The organism is Salinifilum ghardaiensis, assembly GCF_054491345.1.
The window spans coordinates 705,072-731,195 of sequence record NZ_CM137101.1 but is presented as its reverse complement, the minus strand read 5'-3'; the positions used below and the strand labels follow the sequence as shown (position 1 = coordinate 731,195).

25 protein-coding genes and 1 tRNA gene are annotated in these 26,124 nt (G+C 72.2%); 11 read left to right on the top strand and 15 right to left on the bottom strand.

Annotated elements, in window-relative coordinates; genetic code table 11:
• Nucleotides 1-23: 23 nt before the first annotated feature.
• A complete protein-coding gene (locus ACVGV0_RS03265; protein ID WP_459158370.1) occupies nt 24-596 on the bottom strand; it encodes a TetR/AcrR family transcriptional regulator in 573 nt (190 codons plus the stop codon).
• Nucleotides 597-829: 233 nt separating this feature from the next.
• Between ACVGV0_RS03265 and ACVGV0_RS03260 the strand changes: the two genes are divergently transcribed.
• From ACVGV0_RS03260 to ACVGV0_RS03250, 3 genes are read left to right on the top strand one after another with little or no spacing between them, the layout of a single operon-like run.
• Nucleotides 830-1,282 carry a (2Fe-2S)-binding protein gene (locus tag ACVGV0_RS03260; RefSeq protein WP_459158369.1) on the top strand — a complete coding sequence of 151 codons (453 nt, stop codon included), beginning with the start codon at nt 830-832 and terminating at the stop codon, nt 1,280-1,282.
• The gene (locus tag ACVGV0_RS03255) at nt 1,269-2,231 is read left to right on the top strand and encodes an FAD binding domain-containing protein (protein WP_459158368.1); all 963 of its coding nucleotides are present in this window, start codon (nt 1,269-1,271) and stop codon (nt 2,229-2,231) included. The genes ACVGV0_RS03260 and ACVGV0_RS03255 overlap by 14 nt, the downstream gene beginning before the upstream one ends.
• Nucleotides 2,228-4,387 carry a xanthine dehydrogenase family protein molybdopterin-binding subunit gene (locus ACVGV0_RS03250; protein ID WP_459158367.1) on the top strand — a complete coding sequence of 720 codons (2,160 nt, stop codon included), beginning with the start codon at nt 2,228-2,230 and terminating at the stop codon, nt 4,385-4,387. Before ACVGV0_RS03255 ends, ACVGV0_RS03250 begins: the two co-directional genes overlap by 4 nt.
• A gap of 124 nt (nt 4,388-4,511) precedes the next feature.
• On the opposite strand, the gene ACVGV0_RS03245 is transcribed toward ACVGV0_RS03250, so the two are convergent.
• The 6 genes from ACVGV0_RS03245 to ACVGV0_RS03220 form a co-directional block, all read right to left on the bottom strand.
• Nucleotides 4,512-4,585, bottom strand: a tRNA-Leu gene (locus tag ACVGV0_RS03245).
• A gap of 410 nt (nt 4,586-4,995) precedes the next feature.
• On the bottom strand, nt 4,996-6,318 hold the full coding sequence (locus tag ACVGV0_RS03240; RefSeq protein ID WP_459158366.1) for an NAD(P)/FAD-dependent oxidoreductase: 1,323 nt from the start codon (nt 6,316-6,318) through the stop codon (nt 4,996-4,998).
• 423 nt (nt 6,319-6,741) lie between these two features.
• Nucleotides 6,742-7,683 carry a LysR family transcriptional regulator gene (locus tag ACVGV0_RS03235; RefSeq protein WP_459158365.1) on the bottom strand — a complete coding sequence of 314 codons (942 nt, stop codon included), beginning with the start codon at nt 7,681-7,683 and terminating at the stop codon, nt 6,742-6,744.
• A 34-nt stretch (nt 7,684-7,717) separates the two neighbouring features.
• Nucleotides 7,718-8,533 carry a formylglycine-generating enzyme family protein gene (locus ACVGV0_RS03230; RefSeq protein ID WP_459159907.1) on the bottom strand — a complete coding sequence of 272 codons (816 nt, stop codon included), beginning with the start codon at nt 8,531-8,533 and terminating at the stop codon, nt 7,718-7,720.
• 226 nt (nt 8,534-8,759) lie between these two features.
• A complete protein-coding gene (locus tag ACVGV0_RS03225) occupies nt 8,760-11,111 on the bottom strand; it encodes an arylsulfatase (protein WP_459158364.1) in 2,352 nt (783 codons plus the stop codon).
• Nucleotides 11,112-11,542: 431 nt separating this feature from the next.
• A complete protein-coding gene (locus ACVGV0_RS03220; RefSeq protein WP_459158363.1) occupies nt 11,543-12,553 on the bottom strand; it encodes an aldo/keto reductase in 1,011 nt (336 codons plus the stop codon).
• Nucleotides 12,554-12,598: 45 nt separating this feature from the next.
• Here ACVGV0_RS03220 and ACVGV0_RS03215 point away from each other — a divergent pair, with 45 nt between their 5' ends.
• From ACVGV0_RS03215 to ACVGV0_RS03205, 3 genes are all read left to right on the top strand, one after another.
• Nucleotides 12,599-13,042 (top strand): FitA-like ribbon-helix-helix domain-containing protein, encoded by a 444-nt coding sequence (locus ACVGV0_RS03215; protein ID WP_459158362.1) that lies wholly within the window; start codon nt 12,599-12,601, stop codon nt 13,040-13,042.
• A complete protein-coding gene (locus tag ACVGV0_RS03210; RefSeq protein ID WP_459158361.1) occupies nt 13,039-13,461 on the top strand; it encodes a PIN domain-containing protein in 423 nt (140 codons plus the stop codon). Before ACVGV0_RS03215 ends, ACVGV0_RS03210 begins: the two co-directional genes overlap by 4 nt.
• Before the next feature lie 76 nt (nt 13,462-13,537).
• Nucleotides 13,538-13,678: a hypothetical protein gene (locus ACVGV0_RS03205; RefSeq protein ID WP_459158360.1), complete on the top strand. Its 141-nt coding sequence runs from the start codon at nt 13,538-13,540 to the stop codon at nt 13,676-13,678.
• A 277-nt stretch (nt 13,679-13,955) separates the two neighbouring features.
• Here the strand turns inward: ACVGV0_RS03205 and ACVGV0_RS03200 are convergent, their stop codons facing one another.
• Genes ACVGV0_RS03200 through ACVGV0_RS03190 form a run of 3 tightly spaced genes read right to left on the bottom strand, consistent with a single transcriptional unit; the run spans nt 13,956 to nt 15,332 of the window.
• Nucleotides 13,956-14,255, bottom strand: a complete 300-nt coding sequence (locus tag ACVGV0_RS03200; RefSeq protein ID WP_459158359.1) for a HigA family addiction module antitoxin — start codon at nt 14,253-14,255, stop codon at nt 13,956-13,958.
• 12 nt (nt 14,256-14,267) lie between these two features.
• Nucleotides 14,268-14,549, bottom strand: coding sequence for a type II toxin-antitoxin system RelE/ParE family toxin (locus ACVGV0_RS03195; protein WP_459158358.1), 282 nt, complete (start codon nt 14,547-14,549; stop codon nt 14,268-14,270).
• 54 nt (nt 14,550-14,603) lie between these two features.
• Nucleotides 14,604-15,332 (bottom strand): uracil-DNA glycosylase, encoded by a 729-nt coding sequence (locus ACVGV0_RS03190; protein WP_459158357.1) that lies wholly within the window; start codon nt 15,330-15,332, stop codon nt 14,604-14,606.
• A 191-nt stretch (nt 15,333-15,523) separates the two neighbouring features.
• On the opposite strand from ACVGV0_RS03190, the gene ACVGV0_RS03185 reads away from it, so the two are divergent.
• Nucleotides 15,524-17,038: a S10 family peptidase gene (locus ACVGV0_RS03185; RefSeq protein ID WP_459158356.1), complete on the top strand. Its 1,515-nt coding sequence runs from the start codon at nt 15,524-15,526 to the stop codon at nt 17,036-17,038.
• A 227-nt stretch (nt 17,039-17,265) separates the two neighbouring features.
• Here the strand turns inward: ACVGV0_RS03185 and ACVGV0_RS03180 are convergent, their stop codons facing one another.
• Nucleotides 17,266-18,111, bottom strand: a complete 846-nt coding sequence (locus ACVGV0_RS03180; protein ID WP_459158355.1) for an LGFP repeat-containing protein — start codon at nt 18,109-18,111, stop codon at nt 17,266-17,268.
• 212 nt (nt 18,112-18,323) lie between these two features.
• Here ACVGV0_RS03180 and ACVGV0_RS03175 point away from each other — a divergent pair, with 212 nt between their 5' ends.
• Together ACVGV0_RS03175 and ACVGV0_RS03170 are read left to right on the top strand one after the other, a co-directional pair.
• The gene (locus ACVGV0_RS03175) at nt 18,324-19,286 is read left to right on the top strand and encodes an ABC transporter ATP-binding protein (RefSeq protein ID WP_459158354.1); all 963 of its coding nucleotides are present in this window, start codon (nt 18,324-18,326) and stop codon (nt 19,284-19,286) included.
• Complete coding sequence (locus ACVGV0_RS03170) at nt 19,283-20,128, top strand: ABC transporter permease (protein ID WP_459158353.1); 846 nt, start codon at nt 19,283-19,285, stop codon at nt 20,126-20,128. The genes ACVGV0_RS03175 and ACVGV0_RS03170 overlap by 4 nt, the downstream gene beginning before the upstream one ends.
• A 68-nt stretch (nt 20,129-20,196) precedes the next feature.
• On the opposite strand, the gene ACVGV0_RS03165 is transcribed toward ACVGV0_RS03170, so the two are convergent.
• The 4 genes from ACVGV0_RS03165 to ACVGV0_RS03150 all read right to left on the bottom strand — a co-directional run bounded on the left by ACVGV0_RS03165 (nt 20,197) and on the right by ACVGV0_RS03150 (nt 23,370).
• Nucleotides 20,197-20,826 (bottom strand): adenosylcobinamide amidohydrolase, encoded by a 630-nt coding sequence (locus tag ACVGV0_RS03165; protein ID WP_459158352.1) that lies wholly within the window; start codon nt 20,824-20,826, stop codon nt 20,197-20,199.
• On the bottom strand, nt 20,823-21,764 hold the full coding sequence (locus ACVGV0_RS03160) for a hydroxymethylglutaryl-CoA lyase (RefSeq protein WP_459158351.1): 942 nt from the start codon (nt 21,762-21,764) through the stop codon (nt 20,823-20,825). Before ACVGV0_RS03160 ends, ACVGV0_RS03165 begins: the two co-directional genes overlap by 4 nt.
• Nucleotides 21,764-22,288: a PH domain-containing protein gene (locus tag ACVGV0_RS03155; protein ID WP_459158350.1), complete on the bottom strand. Its 525-nt coding sequence runs from the start codon at nt 22,286-22,288 to the stop codon at nt 21,764-21,766. Before ACVGV0_RS03155 ends, ACVGV0_RS03160 begins: the two co-directional genes overlap by 1 nt.
• A gap of 254 nt (nt 22,289-22,542) precedes the next feature.
• Nucleotides 22,543-23,370, bottom strand: coding sequence for a biotin--[acetyl-CoA-carboxylase] ligase (locus tag ACVGV0_RS03150; RefSeq protein ID WP_459158349.1), 828 nt, complete (start codon nt 23,368-23,370; stop codon nt 22,543-22,545).
• 211 nt (nt 23,371-23,581) lie between these two features.
• Between ACVGV0_RS03150 and ACVGV0_RS03145 the strand changes: the two genes are divergently transcribed.
• On the top strand, nt 23,582-24,205 hold the full coding sequence (locus ACVGV0_RS03145) for a Maf family protein (RefSeq protein ID WP_459158348.1): 624 nt from the start codon (nt 23,582-23,584) through the stop codon (nt 24,203-24,205).
• Between the two features lie 435 nt (nt 24,206-24,640).
• Nucleotides 24,641-26,044, top strand: a complete 1,404-nt coding sequence (locus tag ACVGV0_RS03140) for a dicarboxylate/amino acid:cation symporter (RefSeq protein ID WP_459158347.1) — start codon at nt 24,641-24,643, stop codon at nt 26,042-26,044.
• Nucleotides 26,045-26,124 lie beyond the last annotated feature (80 nt).

Here is a 26,124-nt window from a genome sequence, read left to right as displayed (position 1 = left end):
CTCCGGCGCCGCGCGCCCCTGCTTCAGCCGTCGTTGCGCATGCCCCGCCACAGGAGGTCGGCCAGGTTCGCGGTCTGCGTCCGCCAGTCGCCCTCCGGGTCGAGGTGGATCAGACCGCCCAGCCCGCGCAGGACCGTTTCCGCGTCCAGGTCGGCGCGGACCGTTCCGGCCCGGACGTTGGCCTCCAGCAGCGTGGCGACCGCGCCGACCATGGTCTCGTGGGCGTCGGCGGGCCGCGCCCCGGGTGAGGCGGTGGCGGCGCCGAGGGCCCTGGCCAGGCCGCGCTTGGTCATCATGTAGTGCGCCAGGTGATCGATCACCCAGGCGCGGAACGCCCGCTCCGGGGGGTGCTCGTCGAGCAGGCGCGGGACGACGTCGACGAGGTGCCGCAGCTCGCGTTCGTAGACCGCCAGGATGAGCGCCTCCGGCGTGGGGAAGTGCCGGTACACCGTGCCGACGCCCACCCCGGCCTGCTTGGCGATGGCGTTGAACGAGACGGCCCCCGAACCGGCCAGCGACTCCGCCGCCGCGGTGAGGATGCGTTCGTGGTTGCGCCGGGTGTCCGCGCGCCGCGGGCTGACCGAGCCCGTCGTCATCGTCCCTCCCCGGTCGTTGCATCGGCTTTCCGGGAATGTAATGCAACGACCCGTCCCACCGGCAGCGACCTCCGGAGGAGGCGCCGATTGCGGTGCGGATAGGAATCCGGTAGCGTCGACCCGAGATCAACCGGATGAATATCCGGGTCGATCTCGACGACTCGACTCCCACCACCACGACCCGTGCCGCCACGGGTCTCCCGCGTGGGCGATCTTCTGCGGGGGAGAAAGCAGTGGACATCACACTCGACATCAACGGCAGCACGCAGCAGCTGAGCGTCGACCCCGGCGTGACCCTGCTGGACGCGCTGCGCGAGCACCTCGGCATCACCGGCCCGAAGAAGGGCTGCGACCGCGGCCAGTGCGGCGCCTGCACGGTGCACGTCGACGGCAGGCCCGTGCTCTCGTGCCTGACCCTGGCCGCCACCACGCAGCAACCGGTCACCACCGTGGAAGGACTGTCCGATGAGGACCGGATGCACCCGGTCCAGCAGGCCTTCGTCGACCAGGACGCGCTGCAGTGCGGCTTCTGCACCTCCGGGCAGGTCATGTCGGCGGTCGCCGCCGTGCAGCAGGACGTCGAGGACGTCCGGGAATTCATGTCCGGCAACATCTGCCGCTGCGCGGCCTACCCGAACATCGTCGCCGCAGTCGAACAAGCGAGGCAGGCTGATGCGTCCCTTTGAACTCACGGCACCCGCGTCCGTCGACGACGCGCTGAGCTCGTCCGGCGCGTTCCTCGCCGGTGGAACCACCCTCGTCGACCTGATGAAGCTCGACGTCGTCGCGCCGCAGCACGTCCAGGACATCAACCGGCTGCCGCTGCGCGGCATCGACACCGCTGACGGGCTGCGGATCGGCGCACTGGAGCGGATGAGCGACGTCGCCGCGCACCCCGGGGTATATCCGGCGATCTCGCGCGCGCTGTCGCAGAGCGCCTCGCAGCAGTTGCGGAACATGGCCAGCATCGGCGGGAACCTCATGCAGCGCACCCGCTGCACGTACTTCCGCGACGTGGCGATGCCCTGCAACAAGCGGGAGCCCGGGAGCGGCTGCTCGGCCATCTCCGGGAGCAACCGGATGCACGCCGTGCTGGGCACGAGCGATGCGTGCGTGGCCACGCACGCCAGCGACCTGGCGGTCGCACTGGTCGCGCTCGACGCGCAGGTCCGGCTCGTCAGCGAGAGCGGCACCCGCGACGTCGAGCTGGCCGACTTCTACCACCTGCCCGGGGACGCACCGGACGTGGAAACCGACCTGCGCCCCGGTGAACTGATCAGCGAGGTGCTGGTGCCGCGGCCGGACCCGGCGGCGCGCTCCACCTACGTCAAGGTGCGGGACCGGCAGTCCTACGAGTTCGCGCTGTGCTCGACCGCGGTCGCGCTGGACGTCCGGGACGGGCACGTCGCGGACGTCCGGCTGGCGGCCGGCGGGGTCGCGACCGTGCCGTGGCGGCTGTCCGCCGTCGAGGAGGCGCTGCGCGGTGCGCCCGCGACCGCCGACTCCTTCGAGAACGCCGCCGCTGCGGCTGCCGAGGGCGCCGAACCGCTGTCCGGCAACGGTTTCAAGGTGTCCCTGCTGAAGCGGACCGTGCTCCGCGCACTGCTCGAAGCGACCGAAGGGAGCAGCACGTGACCAGTCGGCTGGACGGCCCGCTCAAAGTCACCGGCCGGGCCGATTACGGAGCGGACCGCACCTACCCCGGTACGGTCCACGGCTACCTCGTGCTCAGCACGATCGCCAACGGCGAGATCGCGGCCATGGACGTCGCAGCGGCCGCGAACTCCCCCGGTGTGCTCGGCGTGTACACCCCGTTCGCACCGCTCGGCCTGCACGCGCCGAGCTCCCCGGTGTTCGGTGCGGGGAGGGCCCCGCTGCAGGACAGCAGGGTCTCCCACTACGGCCAGCCGATCGGGTTCGTGGTGGCCGAGACCTTCGAGCAGGCCCGGGACGCGGCGATGCTCGTCGAGGTCTCCTACCACGAGCGGCCGGCGCTGACCTCGCTGGAGGCCGGCCTGCCCGCCGCGGAACCCGATCCGTCCAATGAGGATCTCGAGGTCCTCGCCGAAGGGACGGAGTCCATTGCGGACGCGCTGGCGGCCAGCGAGCGGGTGGTCGCGGCGACGTACCGCACCGCGCCGCAGAACCACGCCGCGATGGAGCCGCACTCCGCGGTCGCGGTGTGGGACTCCGGCGGCCTGACCATCTACAGTGGAAACCAGGGTTCCGACCTGCAGGCGGCGGAGCTGGCCTCGGCGCTGGGCGTGGACCCCTCGGCGGTCCGCGCGGTGAACCCGTTCGTGGGCGGGGCTTTCGGCGGGAAGGCGCGCACCTCCGCGCCGGCGTTGCTGGCGGCGGCCGCCTCCAGGGAGCTCGGCAGGCCGGTGAAGGCCGCGCTCTCCCGGGAGCAGGTCTTCACCGCCACGGCCGGACGGGCCGGCACGGTGCAGAAGATCTCCCTCGGGGCGGACGCCGACGGGACGCTGAACGCGCTGCGGCACGAGTCGTGCTGCAGCACGGACGCGGACCGCTCGTTCGTCGAGCCCACCTCGCACGGCACCTCGCGCGAGTGGTACGCCACCCGGAACCTGGCGATCAGCCAGCGGGTCGTGCCGCTGAACATCCCGCCGACGACCTTCATGCGGGCCCCGGGCGAGGCCCCCGGTTCGTTCGCGCTGGAGAGCGCGATCGACGAGCTGGCGGTCGCGCTGGACGCGGACCCGATCGAGCTGCGCATGCGGAACAACGCGACCGCTCCCGTCGGCAAGGACCTGCAGTGGTCCGACAAGCACCTGGACGAGTGCTTCCGCATCGGCGCCGAGCGGTTCGGCTGGTCCGGGCGCGCGCCGCGCGGTCGCACCGAGGGCGACTGGCAGGTGGGCACGGGCGTGGCGACCGCGATGTTCCCGGCCATGCGGTTCCCGGCCAGCGTCGAGGTCACCCTGCGCGAGGACGACACGGCGGTGGTCGCGACCAGCGGCGCCGATCCCGGCACCGGGCTGCTGACCGTGCTGTCCACGGTGGGGGCCGAATCGCTGGACATCGCACCGGGGCGGATCGCGCCGCAGCTGGGCGATTCGGCGCTCCCGCCCGGCGGCATGTCCGGCGGCTCCACCGGCACGGCGAGCGCGGGCTCGGCCACCGTCGTGGCCGCGACCGAGGCGATCGACGCGCTGCTGGGTCTGGCCTCGTCGGCGGGTGCGCCGTTCGAGGGCGCGGAGGTCACCTACGAGCGGGGGCGCGTGCTCGCCGACGGCCGCTCGATGACGTTCGGCGAGCTGCTGCGGGCGCTGAACCGCACGTCGCTCTCCGTGACCGGTTCCTCAGCGCCCGGCGAGGAGCGGTCGAAGCACTCGTTCAGCTCGTTCGGCGCCCAGTTCTGCGAGGTCCGCGTGCACCGGTTGACCCGGGAGATCCGGGTCTCCCGCCTGCTCGGCGTGTTCGACGCCGGTCGGATCGTCAACGAGAAGGCGGCGCGCAGCCAGCTCATCGGCGGCATGATCTGGGGCGTGTCCGCTGCGCTGCACGAGGGCCTGGAGGTCGAGGAGAACGGCCGGCTGGCCAACGGCGACTTCGCGGAGTACCTGCTGCCGGTGAACGCGGACATCGGCGATGTCGACGTCGATTTCGTCGAGCACCCGGACACGCTGCACAACGCGATCGGGGCGAAGGGCGTGGGCGAGATCGGCATCGTGGGCGTGGCGGCGGCCGTGGCCAACGCCGTGCACAACGCCACCGGCGTCCGCGTCCGCGACATCCCGATCAGGCTGGAGGACCTGCTGGACGGCTGAGGAGGGAGTCCGCGGCTCGGCCCGCGTCGCAGGCGGGAGCGGAACCGCCCGGAGCGCCGCGTTCCCGCGTGCGGCCGGGCCCGCGCGGGCACCCGCCTCGGACGCGCAGCCGAGGCAGGACACGTGCCCCCGGTCGGGTTCGAACCGACACTTGAACGATTTTAAGTCGTTTGCCTCTGCCAATTGGGCTACGGGGGCCGACTCGCCAGCTACCGACGGTCACAACACCAGGGTCGTGCTTGTGAGACGTATCGGCACCACCGTTGGTTCCATCGCGTCGGAAACTCCGCAGGTGGAGTGACGCCGAACCGGGACGGTGGCACCACGCGCGCGAACGTCAGCGACGTGTCACGCGCACATCCTGGCCCGGTGCGGACGGTGGCACCGGTAAGTCGACTCGCGTGGCGGCACAGGCCATCGCTCGGCTACCCCTCACCCGCACGGGACCCACTCTTTCAGGTGACACGGTAGATCAGTGTTCGAGCGCTGACTACGTGCTGTCAAGCAGGTCCCGGGCAGATCACACTCAACGGGCCGCGCGCGACAAAGCCGCGTGCCTCGGCGGCACGCGGCTGTCACAACACGACCGGACACGGCGGGCCGGGAGCTCAGCTCTCCGCGGCCTGTTCGAACTCGGCGCGCGGTTCCTGGATCTGCCCCAGCGACACGGCTTCCCGGCGGAAGAGGAACGCCAGCGTCCAGTCGATCAGGATGCGCATCTTCCGGTTGAACGTCGGCATCTTGCCCACGTGGTAACCGCGGTGCATGAACCAGGCGACGAAGCCCTTGGCCTTGAAGCCGTAGACGTCGGCCACGCCCTTGTACAGCCCCATCCCGGCCACGGAGCCGGCGTAGGCGTGGCTGTAGGCGTGCGTCTCCTTGCCCCGCAGCGTGGCGAGGATGTTCTTGGCCATCTGCTTCGCCTGGCGCACGGCGTGCTGGGCGTTCGGCACGCACAGGGCGTTCGGGTCCTCGTCGGTCTTCGACAGGTCCGGAACGGCCGAGCAGTCGCCCGCGGCCCACACGTGCGGCTTGCTCTCGACCTGCAGGTGCGAGGTGGCCTTGACCCGGCCGCGCTCGTCGAGCGGCAGGTCGCTGCTCTTCAGCGCCGGGTTGGCCTTCACGCCGGCGTTCCACACGAGCGTGTTGGTGTCGAACTCGCTGCCGTCGGAGAGCACGGCGTGCTGGTTCTCGATGGTCTTGAGGACGGTGTTCAGGTAAACCTCGATACCGCGTTCCTCGAGGGCCTTGACGACGTAGACGCCCATCTTCTCGCTGACCTCGGGCATCACGCGCCCGGCGCCCTCCACGAGGACCCACCGCATGTCCTCGGGGGTGATCGCGGAGTAGTAGCGGCACGCGAACCGCGCCATGTCCTGCAGTTCCGCGAGGGCCTCCACGCCCGCGAAACCGCCACCGACGAAGGTGAACGTCAGCAGCCGCTTGCGGAGCTCCTCGTCGTCGGTGTTGGCCGCGGCGTCCATCATGGCCAACACGTGGTTGCGCAGGTAGGTGGCCTCGCCGACGGTCTTGAGGCCGATGCCGTGCTCCGCGAGACCCGGGATGGGCAGCAGACGGGAGACCGAGCCCAGACCGACCACCAGGTGGTCGTACTCGAGGGTCTGCTTGCCGGACTGCGGGTTCTCGACCGTCACGGTCCGGGTGTCGTCGTTGATCTCCGTCACGGCCGCGGTGACCACATGGCACCGCTTCAACACTCGTCGCAGTGGCGCTACCACGTGGCGGGGCTCGACCGAGCCCGCTGCCGCTTCCGGGAGGAAGGGCTGGTAGGTCATGTGCGGCTGAGGATCGACGACCGTCACGGATGCTTCGCGGCGCCCGAGCTTCTTCTGCAGGTGCAGCGCCACGCCCATGCCGACGGAACCGCCGCCGAGAATGAGAATCCGCGTGGGATCGGATTTACCAGCCATGGCCCCCATGGTCGCACCACCGCCCTTGGGCGCGCTGCGGCGGCCCCCGGGAATGTGACCCCGATCGCGAGTGGCGTCGATCACGGGCCACCGACCGTGGGCGGTCGGCCGCGCGCCGTGCTCGCGAAGCCGGGCGGCCACGCACGGGAGCTTGGGACGTCGGCTGGCTGGTGTCAGCACGACGTCAGCGAGGCGTCATCGGCTGGCTTTGCAGCTACGGTACCGGATCTTGCCCTCCCCGGCCGCCGCTGCGACTGTGAGGTTGTCGACGTTCGGGCATTGCCGACGACGTGCCCGGCACTGGATCGTTTCCGCAGCGCGCTGGCGCCGCGGACGCCCGCAGCACCGGCCCCTCTCCCCTCCTGCCACCCCGCGCCGCCGCGCGGCGCCAGCGGCGGCAGCGGAACACCACCGGCGGGCTCCCTACACCTCTCCGCCCCGCTCCGCCGCCCGGCGGGCGGGAGCACCCCGGCCGGACCGCTCGCCCCGCGCCGCGTGCCGCGAGGCGAGCTCCACGAATTCGCCGGCAGCGGGCGAGAGCGGGCCGGGGCGCCAGAGGAGGCGGCCGCTGCGCACCACGCGCGGGTGCAGCGGCCGGACGACGGCCCCGTCGCGCTCGGCCTCCTCCGCCATCGACTTGGGCAGCAGCGTGGCGCCGGCACCGGCCAGGACGAGCGGGACGATCATCGCCTGGTGCGCGGTCTCCACCGCGACGCGCGGCAGCACGCCCCGGCTGCCGACGGTGTTGTCGATGATCGCCCGCGTCGCCGTGCCCTCGGGCGTGGTGACGAAGTCGAGCGCGGCCAGGTCGGCCAGGCCCATCCGGCTCCGCCCCGAGAGGGTCCACTGCGGGGGGAGCACGGCGCGGATCTCCCTGCCGCGCAGCAGCAGGCTCTCCAGCTCCTTGACGCGAGTGGCCGAGTCGACCATGCCGAGCTCGCACTCACCGCTGCGCACGCTGCTCGCGACGTCCGCGCCGAGTTCCGGGTCGCGCACCTGCACGCGCACTTCCGGGTGCTGCCGGAGGAACCGGCCCACCAGGTCGGCCAGCGGGTCCACGGCCAGCGTCGTCTGCGCGACGATGTCCAACCGCCCCGCGGACAGGCCGACCACGCGCCGCACCGATTCCCCCGCCGTGCGCATGTCCCGCATCACCTGGCGCGCCGGTTCCAGCAGCGCTTCACCCGCCGCCGTGGGGCGCACCCCTTGCGGGAGCCGGTGGAACAGCCGCCCGCCGAGTTCCTGCTCCAACGTGCCGATCGCGTGCGACAGCGAGGGCTGCGCCACCCGCAGCGCCTGCGCCGCGGCGGTGAAGCTGCCGTGCTCGGCGATGGCGACGAAGTACTCGAGCTCGCGGCGTTCCATCGGTCCCTCCGCTCCGTCCGGTGACGGAGCCGGATTATCCGACGTCGTCGACCACGCAGCGGAACCCGACGTTGCCCAGCGACGAGTCCGGCGTCATGCCCTGGCGCCCGGACACCCGGTAGCGGCGGCAGTACGAGGCGTGGCACAGGTACGAACCACCCCGCGCGCAGCGGTGCGTGCCGGAGCTCGGCCCGCGCGGGTCGGTGCGCGCGTCGCGGGTGTGGAACGTCGGGTGGAACCAGTCCTGGCACCACTCCCACACGTTGCCGGTCATGTTGTGCAGGCCGTAGCCGTTCGCCGGGAACGCGTCCACCGGGCACGTGCCGCGCCACCCGTCGGCGGCGGTGTCCCGCCGCGGGAACTCGCCCTGCCAGACGTTCATCCGGTGCTCGCCGCCCGGTTCGAGCTCGTCGCCCCACGGGAAGGCCTGCCCGTGCAGACCGCCGCGCGCGGCGAACTCCCACTCCGCTTCGGTCGGCAACCGCGCCCCGGCCCAGGCGCAGAAGGCCAGGGCGTCGTTGAACGTCACGTGCACGACCGGGTGCTCGAGGCGGTCATCCGCAGTGGACTGCGGTCCTTCGGGGCGGCGCCAGTCCGCCCCCTCCACGACCCGCCACCACGGCGCGGCCGCAACTCCCCGCGTCGGCGGGAACTCGTCCGGGAGCAGCCCGGCGAACACGAACGACCAGCCGAACTCCTCCGCCTCGGTGCGGTACCCGGTGTCGTCGACGAACCGGGCGAACTCCCGGTTGGACACGGCCGTCGGGCTGATTCGGAACGGGCTGACCCGCACGTCGCGGACCGGCCCCTCCCCGTCCTCGGCGTAGGCGCGCTCGTCCTCGGAGCCCATGGTGAACGCACCGCCGGGCAGCGGCACCGTGGACACGGCGCCAGCCGGGCCGGGGGAGCCCGGACCGGGGGCGGCACCGCCCGGTCCGACCTCCGCCGTCGTCCCGCTCGCCGCGCCGGTGGCGCGCTGCGCCGAGGGGGCGCAGCACGCCTTGGGCGCGGAGCCGGCGCCGGGACCGTCCGCCGGCCGTCCCGCTCCCGTCGACGTCCCCGGTGTCCGCGTCGGCTCACTCATGGGCGTTCCGGAACTGCTCGGCGGCTTCCACGTCGCTGCACAGGTCGTCGCCCAGGTCGACGCGCACCGAGTGCAGCGCACCGGTGAACGCGTTGTCCGCGGCCGGGTAGTCCTCGGTCACCGGCGAGGCCCGGTCGACGCCGACGTCGAAGGTCTCGTCGAAGGCGAAGTAGTACGGGATCGTCCCGTCCACGCGCCCCTTGTCCGCGGATTCGCCGTCCACGCGCAGCTCGACGTCACCGCCCTTGCCGACGCCGCCGCCGTCGTAGGCGAAGTCCACCACGACCTCGTGCTCGCCCTCGCCGAGCACGGGGCCGCGCACGGTGTGGGTGCGCAGGCCGAAGTAGTTGTAGGCGTAGCAGGCGCGGCCCTCGTGCAGGTACAGCGACCACCCGCCGAAGCGCCCGCCCTGGGCGACGAGCACGCCGTCCGCGCCCCCGGCGGGGACCGCGAACCGCGCGGTGATCGCGTGCGAGCGGTTCTTCACGTTCGGCGAGGTCTCCTCGGTCAACCGCGGCGTGCCCGCGTGCAGCGTGATGCTGCGCCGGTCGCCGAGCAGGTCCAGCCGGCCCGCCTCGCGCGGGTTCTCCCGCTCGGTCATCCGGTCGTCCAGCGGGAACACCTGGTGCCGGGCCGCCTCGATGAGGAACAGCTGCTGCAGTTCCCGCAGCCTGCCCGGGTGCTCCTCGGAGATGTCGCGCGCCTGCGTCCAGTCGACGTTGGTGTCGTACAGCTCCCACCGGTCGTCGTCGAAGTAGCGCCGCACGCCGTCCTGGACCATCTCCCACGGCGTGCCGTGGCGGGTGACGGCCATCCAGCCGTCCTTGTAGATGCCCCGGTTGCCGACCATCTCGAAGTACTGCACCGTGTGCCGGTCGGGGGCCTGCGGGTCGTTGAGGCTGTACAGCAGGCTGGTCCCCTCGATCGGCTGCTGCGGCACGCCCTCCACGCTGGACGGTTCGGGAATGCCGGCGGCTTCCAGGACCGTGGGCATGACGTCGATGACGTGGTGGAACTGGTGCCGCACGCCGCCGGGTTCCTCGACGCCCCGCGGCCAGTGCACGATCATGCCGTCGCGCGTGCCGCCGAAGTGCGAGGCCACCTGCTTGGTCCACTGGTACGGCGTGTTCATCGCCAGCGCCCAGCCCACCGGGTAGTGCGCGTGGGTGGTGGCATCGCCCAGCGCCTCGTCGTGCTCGAGGATCTGCTCCGGCGCGTCCTCGATGCCGCTGGCCAGCCGGTGCTCGTTGAGCGTGCCGCCCAGGCCGCCCTCGGCGGAACCGCCGTTGTCGCCGAGGACGTAGACGATCATCGTGTTGTCCAGCTCGCCCAGCTCCTCGAGCGCGTCGACGAGGCGCCCGATCTGCACGTCGGTGTGCTCGGCGAAGCCGGCGTAGAGCTCCATCAGCGCGGCGGCGGAGCGCTGCTCGGTCTCCGACAGCTCGTCCCAGTGCGGCACGCCCTCGGCCCACGGGGCGAGTTCGGCGTCCTCGGGCACCACGCCGAGCTCCTTCTGCCGCTGCAGCGTGATCTCGCGCTGCCTGTCCCAGCCGTGGTCGAACGCGCCACGGTACTTCTCCCGGTACTCCTTGGGCACGTGGTACGGGGCGTGCGTCGCGCCGAAGGGGAGGTAGGTGAAGAACGGGCTGTCCGGGTTGAGCGTGCGCTGGGTGCGCACCCAGTCGATCGCCCGGTCCACCAGGTCCTCGGACAGGTGGTAGCCGTCCTCGGGCCTGCGGTTCGGTTCCACCGGGGTGGTGCCGTCGAACAGCACCGGGTACCAGTGGTTCATCTCGGCGCACAGGAAGCCGTAGAACTTCTCGAAGCCCTCGCCGGTGGGCCACCGGTCGAACGGGCCGGCGGCGCTGACGTCGCGCGCCGGGGTCTGGTGCCACTTGCCGAACGCGGCCGTGTTGTAGCCGTTGTCCCGCAGCACCTGCCCCATCGTGGCCGCGCTGCGCGGGCGGATGCCGCTGTAGCCGGGGGCGGCGCTGGCCATCTCCGTGGTCACGCCCATGCCCACCGAGTGGTGGTTGCGCCCGGTCAGCAGCGACTGCCGCGTCGGCGAGCAGACCGCGGTGACGTGGAAGCGGCTGTAGCGCAGGCCTCCCCGCGCCAGCCGGTCCGCGGTGGGCATCTCGCACGGCCCGCCGAAGGCGCTGGGGGCGCCGAAGCCCATGTCGTCGAGCAGCACGACGACGACGTTCGGCGCGCCCTGCGGCGGCCGGGTCGGCTGGGTCGGCTCGAAGGCCGGGACCTGGTCGCGGACGTCGGTGGTGGTGGGCGCGCTCGGCACCGGGTCGTGCAGCGGCAGGTGCTCCCGGTTCGCACCGGAATCTGACATGCGTTTCCTCCTCGCCGAAACGGCGAATCGCTCGGAACAGCGGCGAAGCGATTTCCCTGATGCGCCGCCGGATACTAGCCACCCACTCGCCCGACGCAACCTCCGGCGGCTCCGAATTCGACGCCGAAGAGCACGGGAAATCATTCCCGTAGCTGGTCACGCGGCACGAAAAAGCGCTGCAGACCGGTTTTCGATATTTCCCATAGAAGCTGTCTATGTCGAAACCGCTGCCCGGCCGCGCACCTCGCTGCTCACCGACGCCGGGCCCTTCGGGCTCGTCCGCTGCCCCTTCGGACTCGTCCGCTGCGGAGTGCCCCCGGCAGCTCGATCTCGAGTCGTGGCGCCGGGGGGGAGCACGACGCCGGGCGCACGTGCGACGGCCCCGCCGACGCGGTGGTCGGCGGGGCCGGATCTGCCGCAGGTCGGGCGGCTCACTGCTCGACGCGCGCCATCCCCGCGTCGGGGTAGCGCTGCCCCGCGGCCGCTCCGGGCGGGAACGCGGCGGACAGCTCCGCGATCACCGACTCGTCGACCTGCGCCGCCGCGGCGCGCACGTTCGCCGCCACGTTGGCGATGCGCCGGCTGCCCGGGATCGGCACGACGTCCTCGCCCTGCGCCAGCAACCAGGCCAGCGCCAGCTGCGCCGGGGCGAGGCCGAGCTCCTCGGCGCGCCGGCGCAGCGGCCGGGTGAGCTCGATGTTGCGCCGCAGGCTCTCCTCCTCGAAGCGCGGGTACCGCTGCTGCCGCGCCTCGAGGTTCTCCACCTCGGCCGCGCTGTTGATCCCGGTGAGCACGCCGCGGCCCAGCGGCGAGTAGGCGACCAGCCCCACGCCGAGCTCGCGCATCGCCGGCAGCAGCTCCCGCTCCGGTTCCCGGGTGAACAGCGAGTACTCCTGCTGCACCGCGGTGATCGGGTGCACCGCGTGCGCGCGCCGCAGCGTCGCCGCGCTCACCTCGGACAGGCCCAGGTGGCGCACCTTGCCGGCGGTGACGAGCTCGCCCATCGCGCCGACGGTGTCTTCGATCGGGGTGGTCGGGTCGACCCGGTGCAGGTAGTACAGGTCCACGTGGTCGGTGCCCAGCCGCGACAGGCTCGCGTCGATCGCCCGCCGCACGTAGTCGGGACGGCCGAGGCCGCTCCCCTGGCCGATGCCGAACTTCGTGGCCAGCACGACCTCCCGGCGGCGCTCGGCGAGCAGGCGGCCGATGAGCTCCTCGTTGTGCCCGCTGCCGTAGACGTCGGCGGTGTCGACGAAGTCGACGCCGAGGTCCACCAGCCGGTGCAGCGTGCGCAGCGAGTCCTCGTCCTCGGCCGCCCCGTACACGCCGGAGAGGCCCATCGCGCCGTAGCCGACGGCGCTCACCTCGAGGCCGCCGAGTTCCCGCCGCGGCACGGCGGGAGCGGTCCCCTCCACGTTCTCCTCCGGGTTCGCAGGCACCACGTGTGCTCCGTTCCGTCATAGGCGAGGTTTGCCGGTGCCCACCCTATGCCGCAGCGGGGACACCGCAGGATCGCGCGATGCAGCCCGTGCAGCGGATTCCGGCTCGTGATCGTCCTCGACGCGCAGAGCCGCCCGCTGGCCGGCGCAGACGAATCCCCGGACGACCGCGTCCACGGAGTGACTGGCGCAGCGATGCTAGCACTGCTAGCATCGCTGGCACGGACAGCGCTCGGGGGTGAAATCATGTCGACCTTGACGATCCGGGGTCTGGACGACGAGACCCACGCACGACTCCGAGTCCAGGCGGCGCAACACGGACGCTCGATGGAGGCTGAGGTCCGAAGCATCCTGCAAGCCTCCGTGGCACCGCCTCCGTCTCCTCGCGGCCTGGGCAGCCGCATCCACGCCCGGTTCGCGGGTCTCGACGAGCCCGAATTCGATCTTCCCGCCCGTGAGGATCCCCCTCGCGCAGCGGAGTTCGAATCGTGATCGTCCTCGACACCAACGTTCTTTCCGAGGTCATCCGCCCGACGCCTGACGCCGACGTACTGGCGTGGCTTGATTCGCTCCCCGCAACAGAAGTGGCGACGACCGCGATCACAGCCGCCGAGCTGCTGCACGGTGCATCCCGCCTTCCCGAAGGACAGCGGAGGAGTTCGCTGACAGCAGCGGTTCATGCCCTGATCAACGACGATTTCCACGGGCGCGTCGAGCCCTTCGACGCATCAGCGGCGGCCCACTACGCCGCCGTGGTCAGCGAGCGCTGCGCGCTCGGACGCCCCATCAGCGCGGCCGATGCTCAGATCGCAGCCATCTGCCGTGCGCGGGCAGCCGTACTGGCCACCCGCAACGTCAAAGATTTCGAGGATACGGGCGTCGAACTCGTGAATCCGTGGGCCGGCCGCTGAGCCACGCAACGTCGCACAGCCGGATCTCCGGAGCGGCCGGGGTCAGATGTCGGCAGCTCGCGCCAAGTTCACGGACATGGCGGCAACCAACGACGATTTCCCGGCCGTCCTCGGCGAACTCGGCGAGCCTCCCGCCACCGCCCGGGGCCCGCGCGAGCTGCTCGTGGGTTACCTCGACGTGGCGCGGGAGCTCATCGACGGCACCACCGGCGAGTGATCAACAAGCGCTGGTGGCACCACCGCACCTTTCCACCGCCCACCACCAGCTCATCCAGCGGTGTGATGCTCCGCAACGTCGTCGCTCGATCGATCGCGTCGAGCTTGCTGCGGAGAACGTCCACGTCCAGGCCGTTGCGCGTCATCGCCCCGCCATCAGCTTGAGGTCGAGGAGGCGGAGGTGCCGAGTCTCCATCTCCGTCGTCAACGCCGCGATCTGCGCCACGGTGAACAGGCTCGGCTCCGCTTCGCACAACGACAGGCTCGCCCAGCCGTCGTCAGGCCGACAGCGGCTGGATGCGCGGCAGCGTGTCGGCGAGGGCGTCCCTCTGACGTTCCAAGTCGTAGCGGGACTGGAGGTTGAGCCAGAACCGCTCGGACGTGCCGAAGAAGCGCGCGAGCCGCAGCGCCGTGTCGGCCGAGACCCCCCGCTTGCCGTGCACGATCTCGTTGATCCGGCGCGGTGGAACGCCGATCGCCACGGCCACACGGTGCTGTGTGACGCCGAGCGGCTCCAAGTACTCCTCGGCCAGGACTTCCCCGGGATGAACCGGGGGCATGACGCACTCGTCAGACATCCTCAGCACCCTTCAGTGGTAGTCCACGATCTCGACGTTCTCGGGTCCGGCTGACGTCCACGCAAAGCAGATCCGCCACTGCTGGTTGATCCTGATGCTGTACTGACCAGCCCGATCACCGCTCAGCTTCTCCAGCCGATTTCCAGGTGGGACCCGCAGATCCTCCAGGGTCTCCGCCGCATCGAGGATGGCGAGCTTACGCAGAGCCGCCCGCTGAACCTTCGGATCGAGCATCCGCGAACGACGTCGGTGCCATACGCGCTCGGCCTCCTTGTCAGCGAAAGATCGCAGCATAATTTTAACGTAGCACGTTAATAACGGCAAGCGTTATGAGCGGGGTGTTGGACCTCACCCGATCCCCGCCAGGACCTTCGCCCGCTCCAGCACCCCGCGCAGCATCTCCGGGGTGAGCCTGCCGGTGAAGGTGTTCTGCTGGCTGACGTGGTAGCAGCCGAGCAGGTGCAGGTCCGCTCCCCCGTCGGTGGCCGGCAGCACCGCTTCGGCCGCGTGGCCGAACTTGGGCCGCGGTCGCGGGATCTGCCAAGCCGCCTGTCCCAGCACGGGCAGCACGGCCTGCCAGCCGAACGCGCCGAGCGCGAGCACCACCCGCAGCGTGGGGCGCAGCAGCTGCAGCTCGCGCGCGAGCCACGGGCGGCAGGTGTCCCGCTCCTGCGGGGTCGGCTTGTTCTGCGGAGGCGCGCAGCGCACCGGGGCGGTGATGCGCGTGCCGAACAGCTCCAGGTCGTCGCCGCGGTGCGCCGACTCCGGGCGGGAGGCCAGCCCCGCGTCGTACAGCGCGCGGTAGAGCACCTCACCCGAGCGGTCGCCGGTGAACATCCGCCCGGTCCGGTTCGCGCCGTGCGCGGCGGGTGCCAGGCCGACGACGGCGATCGCCGCGTCCTCCGCGCCGAAACCGGGCACCGGGCGGCCCCAGTACTCCTCGTCGCGGAACGCGGCCCGCTTGACCCGGGCGACCTCCTCGCGCCACTCCACCAGCCGCGGGCAGGCGCGGCACGAGGTGACCTCCCGGTCGAGTTCGCCCAGTGAAGCGATGTGCGCAACGGCGTCCGCGGACATGGCCCCAGTCTCCCGGACGCCCTCCGCGCGGACCGCCACCGGTGCCCGCGCGCCGTCCTCGCCGATCGGCCACCGGCCCTCCGCACCCCGCAGCGCCGCTACCAGGGGTCCGCATCCCCGCACCACCCGACACACCGGCGGATCGGTGCGAAACGCGATCGCCGCGCGGGGCGCGCACGTAGTGTGGCGGTATGACGCAGCGAGACGGAACCGAGGAGAGCAGGACGGGGAGCAGCAAGGCCGGGGACAGCAAGGCCGGGGAGGAGCAGACCTCCGCCGAGACCCCGGCCGCGGTGGACGATCTCGTCAGCACCCACCACACGATCAGCACGAGGGAGGGCGAGCTCTCCTACACGGCGACCGCGGGGCGGATGGTGCTGCGCGAGGAGGTGCACGAGGAGGGCACGTTCCACGGCCACAAGCCCAAGGCCGAGGTGTTCGTGACCTCGTACGTGGCCGACGTCGCCGACAGCACGCGCCGCCCGGTCACGTTCGCGTTCAACGGTGGCCCGGGCGCGTCGAGCACGTGGCTGCACCTCGGCGTGCTCGGACCGCGCCGGGTGCTCTCCGGCGACGCGGGCGACCTCGCCGCACCGCCGTACGGGCTCACCGACAACGCGGAGACCCTGCTGGCGCACAGCGATCTCGTGTTCATCGACCCGGTCTCCACCGGCTACTCGCGCGCCGTGGAGGGCGGCAAGCCGGACGACTTCCACGGCTACCAGCGCGACATCGAGTCCGTCGGCGAGCTCATCCGGTTGTGGACCACGCGCAACGGGCGCTGGCTGTCGCCGAAGTACCTCGCCGGCGAGTCGTACGGCACGATCCGCGCGGCGGCGCTGGCCGAGCACATGCAGGAGAACTGCGGCTGGTACCCGAACGGGCTGATCCTGCTGTCCTCGGTGCTGGACATGGGAACGATCCGGTTCACCGAGGGCAACGACCTGCCGTACGCGCTGTACCTGCCGACGTACGCGGCGATCGCGCACCACCACGGCAAGCACGGCGACCGCCCGCTGCACGAGGTGCTGGCCGAGGCGGAGGAGTTCGCCTCCCGCGACTACCCGTGGGCGCTGGCGCGGGGCGCGCGGCTGTCCGCGGAGGAGCGCGCGGGGATCGTGCGGCGCACCGCGCAGCTGACCGGGTTGTCCGAGGACTACGTGGACCGCGCGAACCTGCGCATCGAGCACCTGCGGTTCTTCACCGAGCTGCTGCGGGACCGGCGGCTGACGGTCGGCCGGATGGACGGGCGGTTCACCGGCTGGGAACCGGACGCCGCGGGCGAGAAGTTCACCGACGACCCGGCGATCTCCGGCATCCGCGGGGCGTACTCGGCGGCGCTGAACCACTACGTGCGCGAGGAGCTCGGCTACCGCAACGACCTGCCGTACGAGGTGCTCAGCCGCCGGGTGCACCCGTGGTCGTACAAGGAGTTCGAGGGTCAGAGCGTGTCCGTTGTGGACAACCTCGGCGCCGCCATGCGGACCAACCCGCACCTGCGGGTGCACGTGGCCTGCGGGCGCACCGACGGGGCGACGCCGTACTACGCGGCCGAGCACACGCTGGCGCAGCTGAAGATCCCGCAGCAGCTGTACGGCAACATCGACGTCCGCTACTACTCGGCCGGGCACATGATGTACGTGCACGAGCCATCGCGGCTGCAGCAGAGCGCCGACCTGGCCGAGTTCGTCGGCGCCGCGCGCTAGCGCAGCACGCGGGGCGCGCACCCCGCCGAGGCGGCGTTCCGCCGACCGGGCTCGGAACCGCCTCGGCGGTGGACGTGCGCCACCGCCGAGGTGGCCGGTCCGGCGGGGCCCGCCGGACCTGTGCTGCCCGCCGGACCTGTGCTGCGCGGCGGACCCCGGTGCGTGCCGGGCGTTGCCGCGGCACCGGCCGGCGCGGCCGGGGATCCGCTGCGAGCAGCGGGGCCCGTTCACCAGCTGAAGTCCTGCGTCTCACCGGTGCGGGCGTTCCAGGTGATGTAGCCGCCCTGGAAGTTGCTGCGCTTGCCGGTGGGCGTGTCGAACTCGTCCGAGGTGGGGTAGCCCAGGTAGGAGCGTTCCCAGTCCAGGTCCGCCCAGTGCTGCCGGATCTGCCCCTGCACGCCGTGCACGCCGGAGTCCGGCGTCCAGTAGATCGACGCGCCGAGCCCGTCCCCACCGGTGAAGTGCCCGAACAGCCCGGAATCGTCCGGTGTGGACATCGTGTCGGTCGCGGGGTAGCCGTAGGTTCCGGTTTCCCACGCCGCGTTCTCCCAGTGCTCGCGCACCGGTCCGTGGATGAGGTGGGCGCCCAGGTCGGGACGCCAGTAGACCGAGGTGGTCCCGGTCGCGCTGGTGCCCGTGAAGTGGTTGTAGCGGCCGCGGCCGTCCGCCGTGGCGCACTCGTCGGTGATGGGTGCGCCGAACGCCTCGTGACCACCGCGGGCGAGGTACTTCGCCAGGACGTCCCCGTGCGACTCCCGGACTCCCGTCGCCTCCGTCCAGTACAACCTGCCGTTCTCGTACTCGCGGTAGTGCAGCCCGCCGTCGACGACCTCCTCGGCCACCGGCTCGCCGAGCATCTGCCGCAGCCCGACCTCGGATTCGTAGCGGTCGTCGATCGCCGATCCCGCCACCCGTGCCGTGGCGCCGGGCTGGTAGTCGCAGATCGGCGCGGAGGCGCCGGCGGGCCGCGGCTCACCGCTCGCGCCCGCTGCTGCGGCGGGCACTCCCACCGCCAGAGCGCTCGCGCTCGCCACCGAGACCACCCCGCGCAGGTATCGCGTCCGTCGGTTCATGCCCGTCCCCTTCATCCGGTTCGTCCCCACACCCCTGGGACGCGCCCGGGCAGCGGAGGTTGCCCCGCGCCACCTCGGTTTTCCGGGACCGCCGCCAGCGCGGATCCGGGCGGCGTTGCTGCACCGGAGGCGTTCCCTCCGGTAGCGTGGGCGGGCATCCGAGGAGTTCGCCCCGCGGTCGCCACCTGCGACCGCTCCCGTGCGGAGGACCGATGGAACTGGGGAAGACCGCGCAGGTCTCCGCGCAAGCCCCCCGCGCCGAGACCGCGGTCGACGTGCACGACCTGCGCATGCGCTACGGGAGCACCGACGTGCTCACCGGGGTCTCGTTCACCGCGCGGCGCGGTGAGGTGCTCGCGCTGCTCGGCCCGAACGGCGCGGGCAAGACGACGACCGTCGAGGTGCTCGAGGGGTTCCGCGCCCGCTCCGGCGGTGACGCGCAGGTGCTCGGCGCCGACCCGGAGCACGCGGGCGAGCGCTGGCGCGCGCGGCTGGGCATCGTGCTGCAGTCCTGGCGGGACCACGCCAAGTGGAACGTCCGGGAGCTGCTGCAGTACCTGGGGGAGCACTACCGCCCGTTCACCGCCCCCGGGATCGAGCGGCCGTGGGACGTGGACGTGCTGCTGGAGACCGTGGGGCTGGCCGAGCACGGCGCGAAGCGCGTCGGATCGCTCTCGGGCGGGCAGCGCCGCCGGCTGGACGTGGCCATCGGCATCGTCGGGCGTCCCGAGCTGCTGTTCCTCGACGAGCCGACGGTGGGCTTCGACCCGCAGGCCCGCCGCGAGTTCCACGAGCTGGTGCACCAGCTCGCCGCCGACGAGGCCACCACGATCCTGCTGACCACGCACGACCTCGACGAGGCCGAGAAGCTCGCCGACCGGATCCTCGTCCTCGCCGGCGGGCGGATCCTCGCCGGCGGAACGGCCGAGGAGCTCTCGCGCCAGGTCTCCAGCGAGACCGAGGTCCGCTGGACGCTCGACGGGCAGCGGCACGCGCACAGCACCGCCGACCCGACCCCCTTCGTCCGCGACCTGCTCAACCGGCACGAGGCGGTCACCGAGCTGGAGGTGCGCCGCGCCACGCTGGAGGACACCTACATGGCACTGGTCCGCGCCTTCGAGTCGGGGCAGGACATCGACCGGTTCGCCTTCACCACCGGGGAGGAGCAGCCGTGACCGGGCACACCGCGCGCCTCGCGTTCCGCCGCGGGTTCGTCGAGCTGCGGCACACGTTCACCAGCGGCCAGGACCTGTGGGGCTACCTGTTCCCGCCCGTGGTGTTCCTCATCGTGATGAGCACCCAGAGCGATTCCACCGTGGAGGGAACCGGGTTCTCGCTCGCGGCGATGACGCTGCCCAGCGTGCTCGGCATGACCGTGGTGTTCACGGGGATGGTCAACGCCACGCAGGCGCTGACGGTGGACCGCGAGGACGGCACCCTGCTGCGGGCCAAGGCCACCCCGCACGGCATGGTCACCTACCTCGCCGGCAAGATCGTCATGCTCGGCGGGATCACCGCGGTCAGCCTGCTGATCCTGCTCCTCCCCGGGGCCGTGTTCTTCGACGGGCTCGAGCTCGCCTCGCTGAGCTCGTGGGCGACGTTCCTGTGGGTGGCGGCGCTCGGCCTCGTGGCCACGCTGCCCATCGGCGCGGTGTTCGGCTCGCTGTTCTCCAACCCGCGGCAGATGGGCTTCATCATGGTGCCCATCATGGGGCTGGTGGTGATCTCGGGGATCTTCTTCCCGATCACGGTGTTCCCCACGTGGGTGCAGGTGATCGCGCAGGTCTTCCCGCTGTACTGGACGGGGCTGGGGATGCGCTCGGCGCTGCTGCCCGACCAGATGGCCGTCGCCGAGATCGGCGAGTCGTGGCGGCACCTGGAGACCCTCGGCGTCCTCGGCACGTGGGCGGTCGTCGGGATGCTCGTCGCCCCGGTGGTGCTGCGCCGCATGGCGAGCCGCGAATCCGGGTCGACCGTGGCCGCGCGCAAGGAGAAGGCGCTCAACCAGCCGATCTGACCCGCGCGGAGCAGTCCGCGGCCCGCGGGCGGAGGTACCCGTCGGCGGGGGACCGCGCCCGCGCCGGCTCAGCCCCCGCTCCGCAGCCCACCGGTCACGGCCCGGTGCACGGCCCGCGCGAGCGAGGAGCCGATGCGCGAGCGCGGCCCGCCGTAGTCCTCCGCGGGACCGTCGGGCGGGCAGAGCACCGCGGTCGCGTCGGTGACCGTGCCGGTGCCGGCCACGCCGGCCTCGACCAGTGCCTGGGCCTTCGCCTCCGCGACGGTGGAGACCGCGTTGACCAGGGCCGCGTCGCTGAGCCGCACCGGTGAGAAGCACACCGCGTTGATCGTGCCCGGTTCCGGGGCGTGCAGCGCCGGTTCCGGGGCGGCGGCCCACACCGGGTCGGTCACGCCGGTGGTGACGCAGGCCTGCACGCCCGCGTCCGCGGCGGTGACCGCCTCCCGCACGTCGACCGCGGTGAGCAGGCCCGCGCCGGACCCCGGCAGGCCGAGCTCGGCGCGGATCTCGTCGACGTGCGCGGCCGGGTCGGGGCGGACGTAGTCGCGGTGCACCATCGCGTTGAGCACCCACCGGCGGGTGCCGAGCCCACCGCCGCAGGGCCCGGAGGAGATGGCCAGCCACGGGCGGTCGCACCGCCACACGAGCACCGGGCGTCCCCGCACCGAGCGCAGCTCCGGCTCCGGTGCCGCGGTCACGGGGCCAGCGCCCGCACGACGCCCGACGGGCTCGGCTTGCCGAGGTGCTCGGCCATCCACGCGCTCGTGTCCACGAGGGAGCGCAGGTTCACACCGTGCTCGATGCCCAGTCCGGACAGCATCCACACGAGGTCCTCGGTGGCGAGGTTGCCGGTGGCCGAGCGGGCGTAGGGGCAGCCGCCCAGACCACCCGCCGAGGAGTCCACCGTGGTCACCCCGTGGCGGAGCGCCGCGTAGGTGTTGGCCAGGGCCTGGCCGTAGGTGTCGTGGAAGTGCACCGCCAGCCGGTCGGTCCCCGCGCCCGCTGCGGCGAACCCGCGCAGCAGGGCGGCCACGTGGCCCGGGGTGGCCGCGCCGATCGTGTCGCCCAGTGACAGCTGCGCGCACCCCATGTCCAGCAGCCGCTCGCCCACGTCGACGACCTGGTCGACCGCGACCGGACCTTCCCACGGGTCGCCGAAGCACATGGAGACGTACCCGCGGACGGTCATCCCCTCGGACAGCGCCCGCTGCACCACCGGTTCGAACATGGCGAACTGCTCGTCGAGCGCGCGGTTGAGGTTGCGCCGGGCGAAGCTCTCCGTCGCCGCGGCGAAGATCGCCACGTCGCGCACTCCCGCGGACACCGCGCGGTCCAGGCCCTTGTCGTTGGGCACGAGCACCGGGTAGCGCACTCCGGGGGCGGGCCGGAAGGCCTCGAGCAGCTCCGCGGCGTCGGCCAGCTGCGGCACCCACTTCGGGTGGACGAAGCTCGTCGCCTCCACCACCGGCAGCCCGGCCTCGGTCAGCCGCTCCAGGAACTCGCGCTTGACCTCCACCGGCACCGTGCCGCTCTCGTTCTGCAGCCCGTCGCGCGGACCGACCTCCCAGATCGTCACCGCGCTCGGCAGGTCCTCGTCGGGCGTGCGCATCGGCAGGCCGGACTCCCAAGCGTCCATCAACGCTCCTCCACCGCGTCGCGCCGGCCGTGGTCCTCGCCGCCCGGCGCGGGGACCTCCTGGTACAGCCGCGTGTACACCTGCTCGACGTGCGGGATGTCCTCGAACTCCAGCGGGTTCTCGGACGCCGACTCGACCACGAGCGTGCCGCAGCCGAAGATCCGGTCGACGAGGCCGTGCCGGAACTGCACCGAGTTGACCCGCTGCAGCGGGATGTCCACGCCGCTGCGGGTGAACACGCCCTCGCGGACCATGATGCGGTGCGTGGTCACGACGAAGTGCGTGGTCTGCCGCCGCAGCACGGGGGTCAGCGTGGCCGGGACGAGGATGACCGCGGCGAGGACTCCCAGCGCGCCCCAGGCGATCGCGTGCCACGACAGCGGGGCGGCCAGCGCGGCGAGGTAGGAACCGCCGCCGACCACGGCGAACAGCACCAGGACCGGGAGGACGAGCTTCTTCCAGTGGGGGTGCGCGTGCACCACCACGTCCTCGTCCTCCCCGAGCAGGGCGTCAGGGTAGGCCACCGCGTTTCCTCCCGAGGTTCGACGGCTCTCGCGAGCACCGTACCCGCCGGAAGCACCGCACCGGGAGCTGCTGCCGATCTCCCCGGGCGGTCCTCCCGGTGGATCAGCGCGCCTGCGGTCGACCGCCCGGACGCGTCCGCCCGGGCGTGTCGTCGCGGATGCTCCGCGCCCCGAGCACCGTCAGCGGTACTCGCAGCCGGTGGTGCGACTCAGTATTACCAATCCGGCTGCTCCCGCTGATCACGTTCCGCCGGTCACGTCCCCGCGGGGCGCAGGTGCACCACGTCGCCGGCGGAGACCGCCGTGAGCTCGCCGGACTCGGTGCGCAGCAGCAGGCCGCCGGTGTCGTCGACGTCCACCGCGGTGCCGTGCAGCGCGCCGTCGGTGAGATCCACCCGCACCTGCCGTCCGATCGTGCCGCAGTGGCGCCGGTAGCGCTCGAGCAGACCGGCGCGGGCGAGGTCGCCCCCGGCCGCGCGCCACATGCCCTCGAAGCGGGCGAACTCGCGCAGCAGCTGCACCGCGAACTCCTCCCGGTCGACACCGGCCCCCTCGGCGTCCAGGGAGGTCGGCTCGGCGGCGCCGGCCTGCTGCGGCAGGTCCTCGCGCGCGTGGTGCACGTTGATCCCCATGCCGAGCACCGCGGCCGCACCGCCCCCGCCGGTGGTGGTCTCCGCGAGGATGCCCGCGACCTTGCGCCCCGGCTCGCCGATGAGCACGTCGTTGGGCCACTTCAACGACACCGGCAGCAGGTAGCCGGTGCTGATGGTCTCCGCCGCGGCCAGCCCGGCCACGACCGGCAGGCGCGCCAGGGACGCCAGCGGGAGCTCCGGTCGCAGCAGCACGCTGGCGTGCAGGCCGAAACCGCGCGGGGAGATCCAGGAGCGGTCGCGACGTCCCCGCCCGGTGCGCTGCTCCTCGGCGAGGAGCACGGTGCGGTCGACCGCGCCCCGGCCGGCGGCCGCGACGAGATCGGTGTTCGTCGACCCGGTCACGGTCACCACGTCCAGAGCCGCGTACGGGCCGTGCTCCACCAGGCGCGTGCGCAGCGTCTCCGGGTCCAGCAGCGCAGGAGTCGTCATTCGTTCAGCCTAGAACGCCCCCTGTCCGCGACGACCCGGGGCCTGTTCGGGCCACCGCCTCGTTCTCGGCGCGGCAGCGCCGAAGGCGCCCACGACACGACCGCGACCACCGCTGCAATCCGATGCGAAACAGTTCGCATCGTTCGGCCGCGCACCGACTCGTCAGGCAAGCGGCGAAGCCGCTTCCGGCGCATACCCTAAACTCTCCCCCGTGCGTTTCGTGCTGGCTTCCGCTTCCCCCGCCCGCCTCTCCGTCCTCCGCTCCGCGGGGGTCGATCCGGTCGTCCGCGTGTCCGGTGTCGACGAGCAGGCGGTGCTGCGGCGCGCCGGTGACGCGGGCCCGGCCGAGCAGGTGCTCGCGCTCGCGGCCGCCAAGGCCGAGGCGGTGGTCGCCGCGGTCGCGGAGGAGTTCGGCGAGGCGGTGGTCGTGGGTTGCGATTCGATGCTGCGCACGCCCGACGGCGAGCTCGCGGGCAAGCCCGGCACGCCCGCGGCGGCCGAGCAGCGCTGGCTGCGCAACGCGGGTTCCGAGAGCACGCTGCTGACCGGGCACGCGGTGGTGCGGATCAGCGCCGGGCGCCCGGCGGCCCGCGCGCAGGCGCACCGGGCGACGACGGTGCGGTTCGGCACGCCGAGCGGGTCCGAGGTGGACGCCTACGTCAGCACCGGTGAACCGCTGCACGTGGCAGGAGGTTTCACGCTGGAGGGGTTCGGCGGCTGGTTCGTGGAGGGCGTGGACGGCGATCCTTCCAGCGTGCTCGGCATCAGCCTGCCGCTGACGCGGAGCCTGCTCGCCGAGGTCGGGGTGGACGTCGTGACCCTGTGGACGGCGTGACGCCGGCATCCCCCGACACCGGCTTCCCTGACGCCGGCATCCCCGTGACACCGCGGACATCGTCACGTTGCGGGGTCAGCGCAACACGCAGCAGTGACGTCTTCTCGCGAAAATCGGTGCAGCACTGCGACACCCGGATGAACTCGGGCACAAATCCCGCCCCCGGGGAATGCCAGGGCGCCCCGATCGAGTTACAACTGACCGTGATGGGACACCCGCGGCTCCTCCTGCTGACCAGCCGCCTGCACGTCGACCTGCGACTGCAGGCCAGCGCCATCTGTCGCTGACCGGACGCTTCCCAGGCCGGCACCACCCGGCCGGCACCGCACCGGTGCCCGCAGTCACGACGGGAAAGCCCACGGTCCGCTCCCCCCGCCGGCGCGCTCGGAGCGCCCGCGGCGGAGCGGCCGCGTCCAGCGATCTCAGGAGAGCCCCGTGCCCACCTCGGCATCTTCCACCGCGCCGGCGGCGGCGCGCCGCCGCTTCCGGTTCAACCCGAAGATCTTCGCCGTCCTCGTCCTCGCGTCGCTGGTCGCCGGCGCCGGGCTCGGCTGGCTCGCGCGAGCCACCGGAGCCGACTGGTTGACCACCGCGCTGGACACGATCGGCTCGACGTTCACCAACCTGCTCACGTTCACCGTGCTGCCGCTGATCTTCACGGCGATCGTCGTGGGCATCAACAGCCTGCGCAACATCGGCGGCGGGCGCACCGCGGCGCGCCTCGGCGGCAAGACGGCGCTGTGGTTCGCGACCACGTCGTTCATCGCCGTGATCATCGGCCTGGTCATCGGCAGGCTGTTCCAGCCGGGTGACGGCACCTCCCTGGCCCCCGACCCGGAGAACGTGCGCGAGGTCGGGGAGAAATCAGCCGGTTCGTGGCTGGACCTGCTCACCGGTCTCGTGCCGGACAACCTGGTCAGCGCCTTCGCCGACGGCGAGACCCTGCAGGTCGTGTTCATCGCCCTGCTCGTCGGGGCCGCGACCTACGGCCTGGGGGACAAGGCCGCGCCGTTCGTCTCGTTCAACCGCTCCCTGTTCGAGATCATCCAGCGGATCCTGGGCTGGATCATCCGGCTCGCTCCGCTCGGCACCCTCGGGCTGATCGGCAACGCCGTGGCCACCTACGGCAACGAGTTCTTCGCGCCGCTGCTCAAGCTCACCGGCGCCACCTACGTGGCCTGCGCGCTCGTGCTGCTCGTCGTCTACCCCGTGCTGCTGGCGACGGTGGCCCGGGTGAGCCCGCTGCGGTTCTTCAGCAAGGCGTGGACCGTGCTGCAGTTCGCGTTCGTGTCGCGCTCGTCCAGCGCGACCTTGCCGCTGTCCCGGCAGACCGCGGAGAACCTCGGCGTGCAGCCCGCGTACGCGAACTTCGCGGTGCCGCTGGCGACGACCACGAAGATGGACGGCTGCGCCGCGATCTACCCGGCCATCGGGTCGATCTTCATCGCGAACATGTTCGGCATCGAGCTCGGGGCGACCCAGTACGTCATCATCGTGCTCGTCGCCGTGTTCGGCGCGATCGCCACGGCCGGCGTCACCGGCTGGTTCACGATGCTCACGCTCACCGTGTCCGCGCTCGGCTTCCCGCCGCAGGTCGTGGCCACCGGCATCGCCATCGCCTACGCGGTGGACCCGATCCTCGACATGATGCGCACCATGACCAACGTCGCCGGGCAGATCGTCGTGCCGACGGTGGTGGCGCGCACCGAGGGCCTGATCGACGACGAGCGGCTGCACCAGCCCTCGGAGCCGCCGCTGCTCAACCCGGAGGCCGAGGCGGACCCCGCTCCGGCCGGTCAGGAGTCCGAGCGGGGGACCGGGCAGCTCGTGCACAGCTGACCACCCGCGTCGGACGGGTCCGTGGTGCCCGTCCGCCCGGGTGCCGCGCCGGGTCCGGTGCCGCGCACCGGACCCGTCCG

What these genes read in the sequence shown, in the direction of transcription:
- ACVGV0_RS03180 (WP_459158355.1), bottom strand. Translation starts at nt 18,111, where the DNA reads ATGAACCGACGGACGCGATACCTGCGCGGGGTGGTCTCGGTGGCGAGC.
- ACVGV0_RS03225 (WP_459158364.1), bottom strand. Translation starts at nt 11,111, where the DNA reads ATGTCAGATTCCGGTGCGAACCGGGAGCACCTGCCGCTGCACGACCCG.
- ACVGV0_RS03195 (WP_459158358.1), bottom strand. Translation starts at nt 14,549, where the DNA reads ATGCTGCGATCTTTCGCTGACAAGGAGGCCGAGCGCGTATGGCACCGA.
- ACVGV0_RS03175 (WP_459158354.1), top strand. Translation starts at nt 18,324, where the DNA reads ATGGAACTGGGGAAGACCGCGCAGGTCTCCGCGCAAGCCCCCCGCGCC.
- ACVGV0_RS03255 (WP_459158368.1), top strand. Translation starts at nt 1,269, where the DNA reads ATGCGTCCCTTTGAACTCACGGCACCCGCGTCCGTCGACGACGCGCTG.
- ACVGV0_RS03265 (WP_459158370.1), bottom strand. Translation starts at nt 596, where the DNA reads ATGACGACGGGCTCGGTCAGCCCGCGGCGCGCGGACACCCGGCGCAAC.
- ACVGV0_RS03190 (WP_459158357.1), bottom strand. Translation starts at nt 15,332, where the DNA reads ATGTCCGCGGACGCCGTTGCGCACATCGCTTCACTGGGCGAACTCGAC.
- ACVGV0_RS03230 (WP_459159907.1), bottom strand. Translation starts at nt 8,533, where the DNA reads ATGGGCTCCGAGGACGAGCGCGCCTACGCCGAGGACGGGGAGGGGCCG.
- ACVGV0_RS03200 (WP_459158359.1), bottom strand. Translation starts at nt 14,255, where the DNA reads ATGTCTGACGAGTGCGTCATGCCCCCGGTTCATCCCGGGGAAGTCCTG.
- ACVGV0_RS03205 (WP_459158360.1), top strand. Translation starts at nt 13,538, where the DNA reads ATGGCGGCAACCAACGACGATTTCCCGGCCGTCCTCGGCGAACTCGGC.
- ACVGV0_RS03235 (WP_459158365.1), bottom strand. Translation starts at nt 7,683, where the DNA reads ATGGAACGCCGCGAGCTCGAGTACTTCGTCGCCATCGCCGAGCACGGC.
- ACVGV0_RS03240 (WP_459158366.1), bottom strand. Translation starts at nt 6,318, where the DNA reads ATGGCTGGTAAATCCGATCCCACGCGGATTCTCATTCTCGGCGGCGGT.
- ACVGV0_RS03150 (WP_459158349.1), bottom strand. Translation starts at nt 23,370, where the DNA reads ATGACGACTCCTGCGCTGCTGGACCCGGAGACGCTGCGCACGCGCCTG.
- ACVGV0_RS03185 (WP_459158356.1), top strand. Translation starts at nt 15,524, where the DNA reads ATGACGCAGCGAGACGGAACCGAGGAGAGCAGGACGGGGAGCAGCAAG.
- ACVGV0_RS03215 (WP_459158362.1), top strand. Translation starts at nt 12,599, where the DNA reads ATGCCGCAGCGGGGACACCGCAGGATCGCGCGATGCAGCCCGTGCAGC.
- ACVGV0_RS03160 (WP_459158351.1), bottom strand. Translation starts at nt 21,764, where the DNA reads ATGGACGCTTGGGAGTCCGGCCTGCCGATGCGCACGCCCGACGAGGAC.